The sequence below is a fragment of the Bacteriovorax sp. DB6_IX genome (genome assembly GCF_000447775.1).
GTDB lineage: Bacteria > Bdellovibrionota > Bacteriovoracia > Bacteriovoracales > Bacteriovoracaceae > Halobacteriovorax_A.
On sequence record NZ_AUNJ01000460.1, the window covers coordinates 1 to 15,188 of the forward strand.

General features: G+C 38.3%; 12 protein-coding genes. 5 read left to right on the forward strand and 7 right to left on the reverse strand.

Going from position 1 to position 15,188, the window contains the following annotated elements:
• A complete protein-coding gene (locus M901_RS14200; protein WP_021278909.1) occupies window positions 1–1,263 on the reverse strand; it encodes a PAS domain-containing sensor histidine kinase in 1,263 nt (420 codons plus the stop codon).
• A gap of 120 nt (window positions 1,264–1,383) precedes the next feature.
• Window positions 1,384–2,373 carry a hypothetical protein gene (locus M901_RS14205; RefSeq protein WP_021278911.1) on the reverse strand — a complete coding sequence of 330 codons (990 nt, stop codon included), beginning with the start codon at window positions 2,371–2,373 and terminating at the stop codon, window positions 1,384–1,386.
• 347 nt (window positions 2,374–2,720) lie between these two features.
• Between M901_RS14205 and M901_RS14210 the strand changes: the two genes are divergently transcribed.
• The gene (locus tag M901_RS14210) at window positions 2,721–3,110 is read left to right on the forward strand and encodes a DUF423 domain-containing protein (RefSeq protein ID WP_021278920.1); all 390 of its coding nucleotides are present in this window, start codon (window positions 2,721–2,723) and stop codon (window positions 3,108–3,110) included.
• A gap of 31 nt (window positions 3,111–3,141) precedes the next feature.
• Here M901_RS14210 and M901_RS14215 read toward each other — a convergent pair whose 3' ends face one another.
• From M901_RS14215 to M901_RS14230, 4 genes are all read right to left on the reverse strand, one after another.
• Entirely contained in the window at window positions 3,142–4,290 is a 1,149-nt protein-coding gene (locus M901_RS14215) for a cation:proton antiporter (RefSeq protein WP_021278905.1), read from the reverse strand.
• 106 nt (window positions 4,291–4,396) lie between these two features.
• Window positions 4,397–5,344: an ABC transporter ATP-binding protein gene (locus M901_RS14220; RefSeq protein WP_021278901.1), complete on the reverse strand. Its 948-nt coding sequence runs from the start codon at window positions 5,342–5,344 to the stop codon at window positions 4,397–4,399.
• Window positions 5,328–6,923 carry an iron ABC transporter permease gene (locus M901_RS14225; RefSeq protein WP_034722427.1) on the reverse strand — a complete coding sequence of 532 codons (1,596 nt, stop codon included), beginning with the start codon at window positions 6,921–6,923 and terminating at the stop codon, window positions 5,328–5,330. Before M901_RS14225 ends, M901_RS14220 begins: the two co-directional genes overlap by 17 nt.
• A complete protein-coding gene (locus M901_RS14230) occupies window positions 6,904–7,890 on the reverse strand; it encodes an extracellular solute-binding protein (RefSeq protein WP_021278910.1) in 987 nt (328 codons plus the stop codon). The genes M901_RS14225 and M901_RS14230 overlap by 20 nt, the downstream gene beginning before the upstream one ends.
• 86 nt (window positions 7,891–7,976) lie before the next feature.
• Between M901_RS14230 and M901_RS14235 the strand changes: the two genes are divergently transcribed.
• The 4 genes from M901_RS14235 (at window position 7,977) to M901_RS14250 (ending at window position 13,583) form a co-directional block, all read left to right on the forward strand.
• Window positions 7,977–8,561, forward strand: coding sequence for a TonB family protein (locus M901_RS14235; protein WP_021278924.1), 585 nt, complete (start codon window positions 7,977–7,979; stop codon window positions 8,559–8,561).
• 77 nt (window positions 8,562–8,638) lie between these two features.
• The gene (locus tag M901_RS14240; RefSeq protein ID WP_021278912.1) at window positions 8,639–10,084 is read left to right on the forward strand and encodes a DUF4856 domain-containing protein; all 1,446 of its coding nucleotides are present in this window, start codon (window positions 8,639–8,641) and stop codon (window positions 10,082–10,084) included.
• A 94-nt stretch (window positions 10,085–10,178) separates the two neighbouring features.
• Window positions 10,179–11,408 (forward strand): imelysin family protein, encoded by a 1,230-nt coding sequence (locus M901_RS14245; RefSeq protein ID WP_034722429.1) that lies wholly within the window; start codon window positions 10,179–10,181, stop codon window positions 11,406–11,408.
• Window positions 11,409–11,411: 3 nt separating this feature from the next.
• Window positions 11,412–13,583, forward strand: coding sequence for a TonB-dependent receptor domain-containing protein (locus tag M901_RS14250; protein ID WP_021278904.1), 2,172 nt, complete (start codon window positions 11,412–11,414; stop codon window positions 13,581–13,583).
• On the opposite strand, the gene M901_RS14255 is transcribed toward M901_RS14250, so the two are convergent.
• Window positions 13,567–15,186, reverse strand: a complete 1,620-nt coding sequence (locus M901_RS14255; RefSeq protein WP_021278922.1) for an ABC-F family ATP-binding cassette domain-containing protein — start codon at window positions 15,184–15,186, stop codon at window positions 13,567–13,569. The genes M901_RS14250 and M901_RS14255 overlap by 17 nt on opposite strands.
• Window positions 15,187–15,188 lie beyond the last annotated feature (2 nt).

Genomic DNA, 15,188 nt, shown 5'->3' on the forward strand with positions numbered 1-15,188 from the left:
TCAGTTTCCTCTAAATAATTTAATCCGCTTGTCTTCTAAGTTTTCAATCGCATCAATACTATTATTAATTAGATTGATTAGAATTTGAGAAATCGCAGTTGATTTTGAGAATATACTTTCAAGATTTGTTAGTCTCTTTAACTTAACTTCAACACTATTCTTCTTGAGTTTAAAAACACAGAGATCAAGTGTTTCATCAATGAGTTTTTTGAGATCAACTTTGCGATCTTTTTCATCAGAGTTAAATTTCGACAAACTTCTTAAAGAGGTTGTGACCTTTGATGCTCTCTTTACTCCAAGTTTCATTTTACTTAAAGAGTGCGAAAGCATTTTATCGTTTAGCTCTCCCTTTTCTAATTGCATCATCACATAGTCCAGATGAAAGCTAATGATTGAGAGAGGATTATTAATCTCGTGCATAACCCCTGTGCTCATCTCGCCAATAGTTGCTAAGTGAGTTGTCAGCTCATTTAAGCGCTGCTCTTCTTCGAGTAGTTTTTCTAGTCTCTTGCTTTCAGAGATATCAAAACGAATGGCCATATAATGTGTGACCTTACCGTTATCCATAAAGGGAACGATTGCCGTTTCTAGCCAGTAGATTTCTCCATTCTTCTTCTTATTTGCAACTTGGCCGCGCCAAATTTGACCACGTCCAATTGTTCTCCACATATTTTTAAAGAAGGCCTTATCATGAAGACCAGAATTTACCACCGAATGGGTTTGGCCAATTAATTCATTGCGATAAAAACCAGAAACTTTACAAAATTCTTCGTTAACATAAGTAATGCGACCTTTTAGATCTGTTGAAGCGACAATTGCAATTTGATCAATCATCTCTTGATACTGATTTGCCATATCCTTAACAATTCGAAGTTCATTACTCGCCTTCTTTTCTTTTGAAACATCGACAAGTAGACCATGATAACTCTTTACTTTTCCCCACATATCTCTTTCGAGAATGGCCTTTTCTCTAATCCAGAACTGTTCGCCATTTGGAGAAATTAATCGCCATTCAAAATGAGCGATGTCTTGCTTCTTCTTGAGAACTTCAGCTAATTCAATTTCAATACGATCATAATCCTCTGGATGCATCATATCCTTAAATGAAACTTTATTATTGAGAATATCAATCTTTGAGAATCCGAAAATTTCGATGTTATTTGAAATATGCGTGATGGGCCATCCATCTTTGTTGGAGCATTTATAAAAGATTCCAGGGCTCTCATTCTTCAATAACTCAAAATAATTTAATGCATGTGTCAATTTAAGACTCCCATTTACAATCTCAAGATAACCTTAAGATTGATTATAGGTTTGATCGGTCGAACACTGACAAAGAATTAATATGATATTGATCATGAACAAAGAAACTTTAGCATCTAACTATTCAAAAACATTAGATTTTTTTCCGAGAAAGGATCTTATATAGTGAAGACAACTCTTTCCAACACGTTTTGGAAAGGTTCTAAGTTTTGGTTTTCCATAGAGCTTATTGATTTCGTGCATCCCCTGTGAAGCCTCTTCATTACTCAATAAGTTTCGACTGGCCACAAGTTGATCGTAGATTTCATTCTTTGAGAGCACACTTTGAGACTCATTCTCTAGCTCTATAAGTCTTTTAAGAAAGAATAATCTATATTGCCCAAAGTCCTCATCTTCAATTGGGTAATTCTTAAAATTCTCCCTTATCCATTTTTTGACCTGGAGTTCTAAAGAGGAATAACTCTTTCTTCCCAAGGATTGAACACTGCTTATTTCACCTTCACTTGAAAAATAGTGAACTCGACGAGCATTCGGCATGAATTTTATTCTCTTTATATAGGTATGCATCCAACCTGATTTTTCGGGAATTGGGATATTGTACTTATCCAGATAAGTAGCGCAATTGGCCACTCCCTTGGCAAAGAATTCTTCTTTCTTAGGAAACGCATATTTTGTCTGAATAGGCCTGCCACGAATATCCTTAACGATCTCATCGTAGATCTCGTCACTAACTTCCACCTCATAAGCATAAACCTTAACCGGCTCATCAAAGAGAGTGAAACGTTGATTTGCAGCCCTATGAAAGAGATCGGTATTATCTGCAATCTGAGCCTCTAAAGGGACCCTCTTCTTTAGCTTAAAAGAATTTAATAATCCTTTTAGGTTGTACTTAATAATTGGCTCAAAACCAAAAATTGATCTTCCTCTATCTAATGAGAAACCAACATGACCGGCCATAATAAGTGGGTCGTGAAATGGATGTGTTGGCAGGATATAATTCCATGCTCCATTATTCATCTCTCGGCTTCCTCTAAAAGCATAGATCGTCACAGACTTGGCAAAGCAAGGTAAGCTCAAACAGAGAATAAGAAGCCATTTCACAAAGTTCATCCCTATTTTATAAGCAATATCGATGCCGAACACATAGTGTAAAAACAGGTACTTACCTCATAGTTTCCCTCATAAAAAATAAGCATTGTTCAGTAAATGAACAATTGCTGTAATGATGGACTATAAACTGCACCTTTATAATGGGGATGAGACTCACTTATCTCAATGAAATTATTTATGAATTAGCGCTGTTTTCAAAACTACTCATAAAGATAGTGTGTAAGGCACTACTTTTACATTGAAATATTTGGTTTATAACCCCACTTCTGTATAGCAGTTTGAATGGACTAAGGATTTCACTGCTTCTAGAATAGGAGCAAGATTAACATCAACTTAAGCGAGTCTTTATGGATATGATTGCACGCAAGAAAATAGCTCTTTCAAGAGCGGCTTTTAATTTAGGTTTAACAGTTATCATCGGAGCTTTTGGGGCCCATGGGCTACAGGGAAAAGTTAGTGAGAAAGCTATCGCAACTTTTGAAACAGGTGTAACTTATCACCAGCTTCATGGAGTTGCTCTTTTGATTCTTCCCCTAATAGGAATTGCCCTTGGCAAAACATTTCCTTGGGTGGGACGTTTCTTTACTTTAGGAACAATTCTCTTTAGTGGGTTTTGCTATCTCTACGCAATCACTGGAATCAAGGCCATGGCCATGGTCGTTCCTCTTGGCGGCGTTTCATTTATTATTGGATGGTTCCTACTTGGAGTACAGCTCTTAAAAGAGAGTAAGTCATAATAAAAAAGGCCCTTTATTAGGGCCTTTTATTTTAAACAAATGATTCAGGTGGTGTCTTCTTAAAGACCACGGCCGGAATAATACTCGAGAAGAGAGTATACACGATTAGCCCTGACATTATTTTAGGCTCAAGATCGAATCTCTCTTTAAGAATGCCTGCAATAACAAGCCCAAAAATGAGAGTTGGTAGAAGAGATGTTGAAATCTCCGCTCTTGAATTCCAGAAATCTTTAATAAATAACTTAAGTGTCACGTAGACGTGAAGAATTCTTAGAGGGATAAATACCAATAAGAAAACCATTCCAATAATAAGCCCTTCTACCGTGAAGAGTTCTTTTGTAAAAGAAAGCCCTGCTTTGAAGAAGTAGAATGGAATAAAGAAAGAAAAGAAAATTCCAAGGTGCTTTAAGATTGGCTCTGCTTTCTCACTCTTTCCAAAGTGTTTGAATTCAGAGGCAATAACACCAACAATAAAGGCCCCAACAAGATAATAAGTTCCAATTTTCTTAGTTAGGACTCCACAGATAAGTGCCGTTAAAATTAAAAAGGCAACTTCTGAATCTGGGGCATATGGGGCGATGAACTTGAAAAATAATTTAAAGATAATTGGAAGAACACAGATCAGGGCCAATAAAATTCCTGATGAAGTTCCTAGCTGTGTCCAACTATCAGATTGAAGGGCAATGAAGAGTAAGAAGATTGCTCCGATCTCTTTTGCAATGGCCTTTGAACGAATCCAATATTGCTGCTCTTCTGTAAATCCATAATTCTTAAGAGAGTTGAGGATGAAACCAGTTGAAGGCGTCATAATGGCCAAGGCCAGTAAGAGTGCCGCTCTTGGAACAAGCCCAAAAGTAAAATAGAAGATAACAGCGATGGCCACTGTTAGAACAATAGTTTGGCAGACATGGGCCAAGAGGGCCGGTCCATCCCTTTTGAGTTCTTCTACTTGAATTTCAAGTCCAGCAAAGAGGAAAAGAGAAGTGATCCCAAGTCTTGAGAGCATCAGGAGAAGTTGATCATTTTCAAACCAACCTAGTCCAAGTGCAGTTGCGATCCCTAAAAAAATTGAGGAGATTCCCACAGGAATATGAAATCTTAAAAGTAATTTCGGTAAAATGAGAAGGATAGAAAACAGAATGAGGTACTGTAACTCAATAGAGTTTACGATCGATTCCATGAATTCCCTTTGTAAGCGTTTATCTTAATTTGTGTATAACTTTACTACCTTAGTAATGTATTTATTTTAAAGATAAAACACCCCAAAGAAACGGCAGAACGCGTTATTAAGAGTCTAAAAAGCTCCATGCCTCACATAAGTCTACCTTAACGCGCTCCTCAAGAGCAAAGTCATGGGCACATGCGATATGATTAAACCTTGTTTGAGAATTTGGTATTTGTAAATCGTAGTAGAAGAAGCCATTGCTAAAAACCTTTCTTACCACAATCGTCTCGACTTCACCCTCGTCAGAAATTTCAACCTTATGATAGTAACCCTCTCTTAGCTTTGAAGGGCAATTCTCTGCGACAATATTTCCACTACCAAAGAATTGTGCCACGAATTGATTGGCCGGCCTTAAATAAATTTCACTTGGAGTCCCATATTGCTGGACTCTCCCATCGTTGAGTACGATCACTTCATCTGAAAAGTTCATGGCCTCATCTCTATCGTGAGTGACAAGGATACATGTCATCGAAAGAGACTTCAGAATCTCTTTGACCTCTTCTCGCAATTTATGTCTAAGGACTGGATCAAGACTTGAAAAACTCTCATCCATTAAAAGAAGTTTCGGTTGCGGAGCGAGGGCCCTGATAATGGCCACACGTTGCTTCTCTCCCCCGCTAAGTTCGTGAGGTAGCTTACTTTCATGGGCCCTAAGACCGACTAAGTCGAGAAGTTCATTAACACGATTATCACGATGACCTTTCTCCCAAGTTGAAATTCCATATTCAATATTTTCTCTCACAGAGAGATTTGGAAAGAGAGTATTATCTTGAAAGACGATCCCAATGGATCTCTTTTCTATTGGAATATTAATAAGATCTTTTCCATGTAGCTCCACTAAACCTTTTAATGGTTTTACAAAACCAATTATCGAGTGAAGCAGTGTCGACTTTCCACAACCAGAAGGCCCGACAAGGGAAATTAATTTATGCTCATGAACATTGAAGTTCACATTCTCTAAAACAATATTATCTCCACGCTTAACGCTTAAATCAGTGACCTTCAGCATGGTTCTCTCCTTTTAGACTCATCAATAGAACGGTACTCATTCCAAGGATAACCAGAAAAAGAGCTCCTAGTGCCGCTCTCTCCCACTCTCCTTCACTTGTGAGCTCATAAATCTTTGTAGATAGTGTATCATGTCCTATTGGTCTTAACATTAAGGTTAGTGGCATTTCCTTAGCAACTTCGACAAAAACAAAGAGAAAGGCATAGATGGCATTACCTCTTAAAAATGGAAGCCAAACTTTAAAAATAAAAGTCCATCTCTTTTTACCTAAACTCTTAGAGGCCTTTTCAAAGTTAGGATTAATCAGCCTAGCAGTAGGAGAAATCGTACGATGCCCAACTGATAAGAAACGATAAGTCAGTCCTATGATCACAAGGGCCAATCCCATCTCCATGGGAGAAGTTCCTAAAATATTCATGAAGAGTAGAAAAACTCCTACCGCAACAATATTTCCAGGTAAAGCATAACCAACTAAGAAGAAGCTTCTAAATAGTGGCAACCATCTCTTATGGTGTTTATTTCTCTCCGCATAAACAAGGATCAGAGAAATAATTAGAATACTCCCGCCAACACTGAAGGCCAGCATCAAGGTATTTTTAATAAGTGAGAAATAATTTGCACTCAGCTCATTCTTCCATGCATGGTATGACCAAAGAACTAATTGAATAATTGGAAGAATTAATGAAAAGAAAGTGACAATTCCCAAAAAAGACAGTGCGGCCATCTTTGGAAGAAGCTTCAGCTTAAAGAAGGCTTCCTGAGACTCATTACTAATTAGTGGGACTTGTCTCTTTGAGATATGAGACTCTAGGAAAAAGAGTAGTAAAGAAAAAGTCAGAAGCATTAAGCTAAGTCTTGTTGCAGAGCCTAAGCTAAAGAGACTACTCCATGCCATATAAATTGAAGTCGTAAATGTATCAAAATTAAAAACTGATACTGCGCCAAAGTCGGCCATGACTTCCATCCCCACGATTGTACATCCCGCAAACATAGGAACCATACAAAGAGGAAGAAGAACTTTTTTTAAAAAATGCCCATCCGACTTTCCTAGTGATCGAGAAGCTTGATAGAGTTTAAAATCCACCTTCTTTAGAACTAAACGAATTGGCAAAAGAATATAAGGAAAAAGACCTAAACTAAAAACAAAGGCCACTCCAAAAGCGTTCTTAAACTTCATATTTCCAAGAGTATCAAAACCGGCCTCTCTAAAGAATGTCAGAACAGGACCGGCCCATTCAAAAAATCCAACATAAATAAAGGCCAAGACATACAGTGGAAATGCAAGAGGCAGGACAGTTGTCACATTCCAAACTTTTCGTGCAGGAATATCTGTGAGCTCTAATATGAATGCCAATGGCAAGGCAATCAGAGAAGATCCTATAATTGAAAGAATGACTAACTGAAATGAGTTCTTTAATAACCCTGGAACAACATCATTTAAAACAAATGTCCAAGACTCGATATCTTTTTGTGGAATATCCTTTCCCTCGATAAAGAGAAAGATAATAGGGAGTAATGCAATTATAGAAAAGAAAAGGTAGGAGTAATCCCCTACCTTTTTATTTGTAACCAACTTCATGCATTAGTTTTATCGCTTTCTTCTGCAATTTACCAGCATCTGTTAAATTAAATGCTGTATTTGGCTTAAACTCACCCCAAGACTTCACAATATCTGTTTGTGGTGCAGTTTTAAGAATTGGGTATTCCATATTAACTTGAGCAAATTGCTTCTGAGCTTCATCTGAAGCGAGCCACTCTAAGAATTTTCTAGCATCTTCTTGGTGCTTTGAGTTCTTAACAATCCCTGCTCCAGAAACGTTGATATGAACCCCATAAGACTTTTGGTTCGGCCACATAATAGCAAGAGGAAGCTTTGGTTGCTTCTTAATGAGTCTTCCAAAGTAGTATGTATTTACGATTCCAACAGCACATTGACCAGCAGCGACTGCCTTAAGAACATTCGTATCATTAGAGAAGATATCAACTTTGTTGGCAACCCATCCTTTTACAATAGACTTGGCCTTGTCATACCCGTGAGTTCCAATAAGCATGGCCACAAGAGATTGATTGTAAACTTTCTTAGAAGTTCTTAGACAAAGCTTTCCCTTCCACTCTGGTTTTGCCAGCTCTTCATAAGAAATATTTGTTCCCTTCTTAACAAGGTTTGTATTTACAACAGTCGTTCTGGCTCTCACTGAAAGTCCAAACCATCTATTATCTCTATCTCTTAGGTGAGCTGGTACATGACTTGTCAGAACATCTGACTTTGTTGATTCAAGAAGTCCTTCACTTGAGGCATACCAAAGATTTCCAGCATCAACTGTCATAAAGATATCAACCTTAGGATCCTTAAGCTCGGCCTTAATATTTTGGATAAGCGCTCCGGCCTTACCTGTTTTATAATTGATCTTTACCCCTGTCTCTTTTTCATAAGTTTTGAAAATATCCTTAACGAGGTGTTCTTTTCTAGATGTGTAAACAGTCAGACTTTTCGCTTGAGCGTAAGCTGTGAAAAGCAGAATGGATGCGATGCTTAAATATTTCATAGTACTTCCTTTTTTCGCTTTTTTACGATATGTATGAAGTAATCTACAATAGTTTCAACAATCAAACAATGAGTTGATTAATAAAAATGGAAAGAACTTTAAGCCTAAAGGAAATTCACTTAGCGGATAAAAGGACGAAATGGGTAGCCCTTAGCGTCATCGCTCACCTGATTCTCATTCTTATCCCTGCAGTTAAAGAGAACTCGATTCTTTCGACGGCTTCTTTTACTCCGATGAGCCAAAAGGTCCAAGTTCAATTCAGAAAGCTAGAAAAGCCTAAACCTACTCCACTTGTTAAGAAGAAAGAGGTTAAGAAGCTTGATAAGGTAGCGAGAAAGAAAGTTGAAAAGAAAGTAGAAAAGGTTGAAGAACTTAAAGAAGTTCAGAAAACAATCAATAGAATTTATACAGACAATAAGTCTATTAACAAACTTCTTAAAAGAAGTGTCACTCCTATTTATCCTCGTATTCTTCAAAGAAGACAGGTCAAAGGACACGCCATTATTTCATTCTTTGTCTCAAAAAATGGTGAGATCCAAGATATTCAAATCGTTGAAACCACTCACAAGCTCTTTGCGAAGTCGGCCATTGATGCTATTAATCAGTTTGATTTCAATAGCTTACCTAGTGGTATGAAGATTGTTCATAAATACGTCTACAACCTCGAATAATTGTTTGACACCTCAAACCCTCAGTGCTAGAAACCTCTCATTCAAATAAATAACGAATAACAAGAGGTATAGAGATTATGAAAACTAAAGCACTTTTAGCGCTATTTCTTTCAACGCAGGTATTAGCAACGACAGCTTACCAAGAAGCGCTTGAAACACTTAAGACTGCCCCAAAGAATATTCAAGATGAAATGAAAAAGGCCCCAGCGGTTTATTCTTTTGCATCTAACTTAGAAACAGGAAAGAACTCTGTTTCTTATACTGGTCAAACTTTTAGACAAGTTCTTATTGATGACCTTAAGGCCTACATGGGTTCACAACTAGCTGGTAACTTCATGGGTGATTCTAAAGAAGCTCTTGAAGTTCTTAATAGCTACTTTGATTTCCAAAATATTTCAAACTCATCAGCTATGGACTCAGTAGACTCGACAAGTGAGTTTCAAGTAAGTGCAACGATGCTTGACGGTACTCCAGCTGATATCTCTGAAGGATTCTTCTACGGTGACCTCAAAGGTGCAGGGAAAAATCTAGTTAAGAAAATTGCTGGTGTAGATAATCCACTTAGAAGAGGAAAACTTTACGGAGTTCAAGGATTCAATACTCCAGTTGATTATGTTAACTCACTATTTACTGAATTCTCTAAGAACCAAGTTGAAGGTGATACATTCCTAGTTCCAAATGGAAACCTTCCAAAGCAAAGAGTAAATAAAGCTCAGGTAACTAAAGATGGTAGAGACCTAACTCAACTTACGCAGAAATTTTTCCACGGAGCCATTTCATACTCACAAGCAGCTCGTGACTATCTTTCAACTGATCTTGGATCAAGTAAGGGTCTAAACGCAGATAACGAATGGCCAAGCAAGCCAGGAAAAGCCTACACAACTCTTGAGCACCACTTTGATGAAGGTTTTGGATACTTTGGAGCAGCTGTTGACTATAAGAACTACACTGATCTTCAAGTAAGAAATAAAGTATCAATTGATACAAACGGTGATGGAGAAATCTCTCTTCAATCAGAAAAGAACTTTGGTATTTCTATTAATGCAGCAAAAATGGATAGAGTTTCTAAAGTGGCGACTGACTTTTCGGGTGATGCCATCAACGCATTCCTAAGAGGAAGACACCTTATTACAACTAAGCCAGCAAACTATAAGAAGTATGTTGTTGCTAACGCAAGAGTTGCACTTGGAGCATGGGAAAAAACAATTGCAGCAGTTGTTGTTCACTATATCAATGTAACTGTTAAAGAAATGGATGAGTATGGAACAGATGCTTACCTATTCACTAACCTTGCAAAATATTGGTCAGAGATGAAGGGTTACGCTCTTGCATTTCAATTTAGCCCAGTAGCAATGATGAGCGATGCTGACTTTGATAAGATGCATGCTCTAATGGGAGACAAACCAGTTCTTCCAACTGCTGATAGTGCAGCTGTAGCGAAATATAAAGCAGACCTTTTAAAAGCAAGAGATATTCTTGAAAGATCTTACAACTTCAACAAAGAGAACGTAAGAAACTGGTAATTATATTTTTAATTCAATATCTTGGCCTGTGGTTTACCCCACAGGCCTTAACTATTTATAAACCTTAATAAGAAATTTAATAAAGAGTCACATGATGAAAAAACTACTTCCACTATTTATCTCTTCACTTATTCTTAATAGTTGTGGTGAATTTGAACAAAAGGAACTGACTGAAGGGCCAGCATCCAAAGTTCAAGGACAAGCAGGACTAACAACAGCAACACTTGGTGATCTGAATTCAATCAACTCAGGAACTTTTGAGTTATCAAAAATGATCACAAATATTGGTGTTAATGTTATCGCTCCGGCCACGACAACTTTCAAAAATAACGCGAATGATTTAAATAAGAAGGTACAAACTTTCTGTGCTGTTGCTCAAACAATGACAACAGATACAAATGTGTACTCAGTTCTTAAAGAAGAATTAAAAGAGAGCTTCAAAACGACGATGAATTCATATCACCGTTTGGAGGCCGCAAAATATGGTCCGATTTCTTTTAACGAAGAAGAGCTTGGGCTTAAAATATACTCATGGCCACTAGTAAACGCATGCCGTGTTGATCTTGAGATTGCCAAGCAAAGTCGCAATGGAGAATTCGAGCTTAAGCTAAATGCAAATACAAGAGGTCTAGATGCTCTTGAGGCCTTAATTCTTGTTGAAGATGATGCCCACAACTGTCCTCGTGCTAATAGACTTCTTAATCAATGGTTAGAAAAAACAGTTGATCAAAGAAGAGTAGAACGATGTGCCTACATGAAACTCGCCGCTAATGACCTCTTAGAGCAGGCCACTGTTCTAGAGAAATCTTGGGATATTAGAAAAGATAACTACACTCTTTCAATGACAGCAGGTAAGAAACCGGCAGAAAATATTGAAGTGGCCAAGGTTATTTCTCAGGCGCTTTTCTACCTTGAAGAAGTCGTAAAAGATCAAAAGATTGGAACAGGAAGAAAGAACTGTGCCAAATTGACAGAGCACGCAGCCGATCCAAAGCTGGCAGCTAGTTCAATTCTTGAAAACCTCAAAGGGTTCCAACAAGTCTTTAATGGAATTTCTCCTCTTACGAAAGTTAATGGTTTTGGATACGATGATTACTTAAGACATCTTGAATTCGAAACAGTGGCAAATGATATCAATGCTCAGACTCTAGCAGCTATTTCGAGCTTTGAAGACCTGCTTAATAATCAGGTAGAGATTTCAAAACAAGATATCTGTGCAAAATTTGATGACGTTAGAAATATTACAAATATTCTAAAAGGTGAATTCCTACTGGCCCTAGGTAAGGACTCAGCGCCAAGCCAATCTCAAGGGGACATGGACTAGAATATGCAAAAATTTATTTCACTTATATTTATTTTTTCAGCGGTCCAGGCCCAAGTTAGCCAGACGACAATTCAAGACAATAGCGATGTTGCGGTTGATGATACAATCTATGTTATCGGATCAAAACAAAAGGCCTTCTCTTCACCAGGCTCAGCTCACTTCATTGATGATCAGGCCCTTGAGAAATTCGACTATACAGATATTGGACGAGTTCTAGACAAAGTCCCAGGTGTTTACATCCAAGAAGAAGACGGAGTCGGACTAAGACCTAATATTGGTCTTCGTGGTGCTCACCCACATAGAAGTAAGAAAGTGACTCTGATGGAAGATGGGATTCTCATTGGTCCAGCTCCCTACTCTGCACCTGCTGCATATTATTTTCCGACTCCGACCAAAGCTTCCAATATGGAAGTTTTCAAAGGGCCGTCGGCCGTAAAATATGGGCCTAACTCAATTGGTGGTGCCGTCAATATTGTGACGAGGCCAATTCTAAAAAAGACTGAAAGTGAGCTCAATCTTTCATATGGAAAGATTCAAAAGGCAATGCTTTCAAACTCAGGAACAAAGGGAAATACAGGCTGGCGTATTGAAACTCATAGACTTCAAAGTGAAGGTTTCAAAGAGCTTCCAAATGGAGCGGATACGGGGTTTGAAAAGAATGATATCCTTGCAAAGTATCAATTTGACCTTGGTAAGGCCCTTGGAGGAAAGTCACAAACAGTGGCCTTAAAGGCCAGCTATGCTGATGAGAACTCTCGTGAAACTTACCTTGGAACAAGCCTTGTGGACTTTGATGCAAATGCTTACAACAGATATACGGCCTCATCAAATGATGAAATGGATTGGAAGCACTACCAATTACAACTTAAGCACTCTGTGAAGCTTAATTCAAATATCTCTCTTAACACTACGGCATACCATCATAAGTTTCAAAGAGATTGGTTTAAGTTTAATAAGCTTAAGTCTGGAAGCGATATGACTGATATTCTTCTCAATGGATCAAGTGCAAGAGAACTTGCCATTATTAAAGGTGAAGTTGATACAGCAACAGATGATGAAAGACTTGTTCTTGGAAATAATGGGAGAAAATATTTTTCTCAAGGAGTTCAACTTCAATCCATGATAACTTTTGATCATGGTGACTTCTATCATAACTTCTCTCTTGGGGCGAGATTCCACAGAGACCAGGTTAAAAGAAATCACACGACAAAAGAAGCCGAAGTCATTGGTGGCAAGCTCAGTTACGTCGCTGGAAGTGATGCGACAACAAACACCACAAAAGATACTTCAAGAGCGATAACTCTCTTTGCTGAAGATGAAGTCAATTATAACGATCTGACAATTTCAGCGGGTGCTCGTCTTGAGATGGTAAAGACGAAACGAGAAGAAAGTCTCGACAGCGCGATGAATGGAGAAAATGAAGACAATATCTTTATCCCTGGTATTGGTTTTAACTATATGCTCACAAATGATTTTGTTTTCGTTGGAGGAGTCAATAAGGGAATCACGCTGGTTGGCCCGGGACAAGATGATTCAATCGAACCTGAAGAAAGTGTGAACTACGAACTTGGTTTTAGACTAAAGGCCCCAATCTTCTTAGAAGTTATAGGATTCTATTCTGACTATAAGAATATTAAGGGAACCTGTACTTTCTCATCTGGATGTGATGATTCAAATCTTGATGCTGAATACAATGGTGGAGAGGCCGAAATTTTTGGACTTGAATCAGCTGCTTCACATACTTTTAAGGCCGGGAAGTTTCATTTTCCAGTGGAGCTGAGTTATACGAGAACAGTTGCAAGATTCACACAGAATACAACTTCAGATAATAAGGAATGGGGTGTTGGAGAGATCAAAGACGGTGATCCTCTTCCTTATGTTCCTCAAGACCAAGTTTCAGCAAAAGTTGGGCTAGACTTCCAAAACTACTCAACATCTTTTAATACTATTTGGAAGGGAAAGATGGCCGATCAATCAGTCAAAGATGGAAGAAGAATCCTTCCTTCATATGCTGTTGTCGACTGGGTTGGTAGCTATAAGTATTCTAAGAAAGGTAAGGCCTATCTTAAAGTTGATAATATCTTCGATAATACTTATCTCGTCAGCCTTAGACCTTATGGTGCAAGACCGGGAAAACCGAGAATGCTCAGCGTCGGTCTTACTCAGAAGTTTTAGAAAGATAGTACTTGTAATCACCAGGGTAAATAATCACTTCACCCTTTGAAACTTCATAGACTTTCTCAGTTAACTCATGAAGAAAGTGTCTATCGTGGCTAACAAAGATGATTGTCCCCTGGTATTTCTTTAAAGCATCCAGAAGAACTTCTCTTGATTTAATATCAAGGTGGTTCGTCGGCTCATCAAGAACGAGGAAATTATTATTTTGAGAAAGAAGGACAGCAAGAACGAGTCGAGACTTTTCTCCACCTGAAAGATACTTTACCTTCTTATCGACATCCGTCCCTCTAAAGAGAAAGGCGGCTAATAGATTTCGAATATACCCGTCGCTCGCTTCAGTCAGACCTTTTCTAACTTCATCAAAAACACTATTTTCTGGTTCTAAAACCTCAAGGGAATATTGGCTAAAGTATCCAATCTTTATACTAGGACCGATGGCCACATCACCTTCAGTCGCATCTGTATGATTGGTAATACATTTTAAAAGAGTTGATTTACCTGCTCCATTAACACCAACAATTGCAATTTTACTCAATCGCTTAACTGTGGCATTAAGACCTTTAAAAACTAAGTGCTCTTGTCCGGCCTTTTCCCAAACCTTACTCAGATTTTTGATGATGACAACATCATCTCCTCCACGAGGAGGTTCAGGGAATTGAAAGTTAATTGTTTCCTCTTCTGCTGGAACTTCAATTCTATCAATTTTCTCTAACTTTTTTACTCTCGATTGTACTTGTGCTGCATGAGAGGCCCTTGCTTTAAACTTTGCAATAAACTCTTCTTCCTTTGCTAGCATCTCTTGTTGCCTTGCGGCCTGGGCCTTGAGTTGCTCAAGACGAATATCTCTTTCTTGAATATAGAAGTCGTAATTACCAGAGTAAGTCGTCATTCTACCGTGAGCAATTTCAATAATCTTATTACATACATTATTCATGAAGTCCCTATCGTGAGTCGTCATGAAAATGGCCCCAGAGTAGTTCTTTAACCACTCTTCTAGCCATAGAATTGTTTCCATATCGAGGTAGTTGGTAGGCTCATCCATAATGATAAGATCTGGTGTCATAACGAGAACTTTTGCAAGGGCAATTCTCATTTTCCATCCTCCACTGAAACTCTCTACCATATCGTAGTGATTTTCAGGAAGAATCCCTAGCCCCGTTAGAATTTCTTGTGCGCGAACTTCAAGATCATATCCCCCACGCTTTTCAAATTCAGTTTGAACGTCACCCATCTTCATGAGAACGTCATTCATTTCATCGTCAGACATATTTGCACAGTCAGCAAGTTGCTCTTCAAAGAATTTTAACTTTTCTTGAAGCTCCTTCACCTTGGCGTCACCTTCCATAACTTCTTGTAAGGCAGTTTTCCCGGCCATCTCACCTACTTTCTGTGAGAAGTAGGCCCATCTCAACTTATCAGGGAAGCTAATCTGTCCCTCATCTGGGCGTTCTTCACCGATAATCATTCTAAAAAGTGTTGTCTTCCCGGCACCATTTGGTCCCACAAGTCCAACTTTCTCTCCAGGATTAATTTGAAACGAGGCTCCAGAATAAAGTGTCTCACCACTTTGGATTTTTGAGATATTTGAAACATTTAACATTG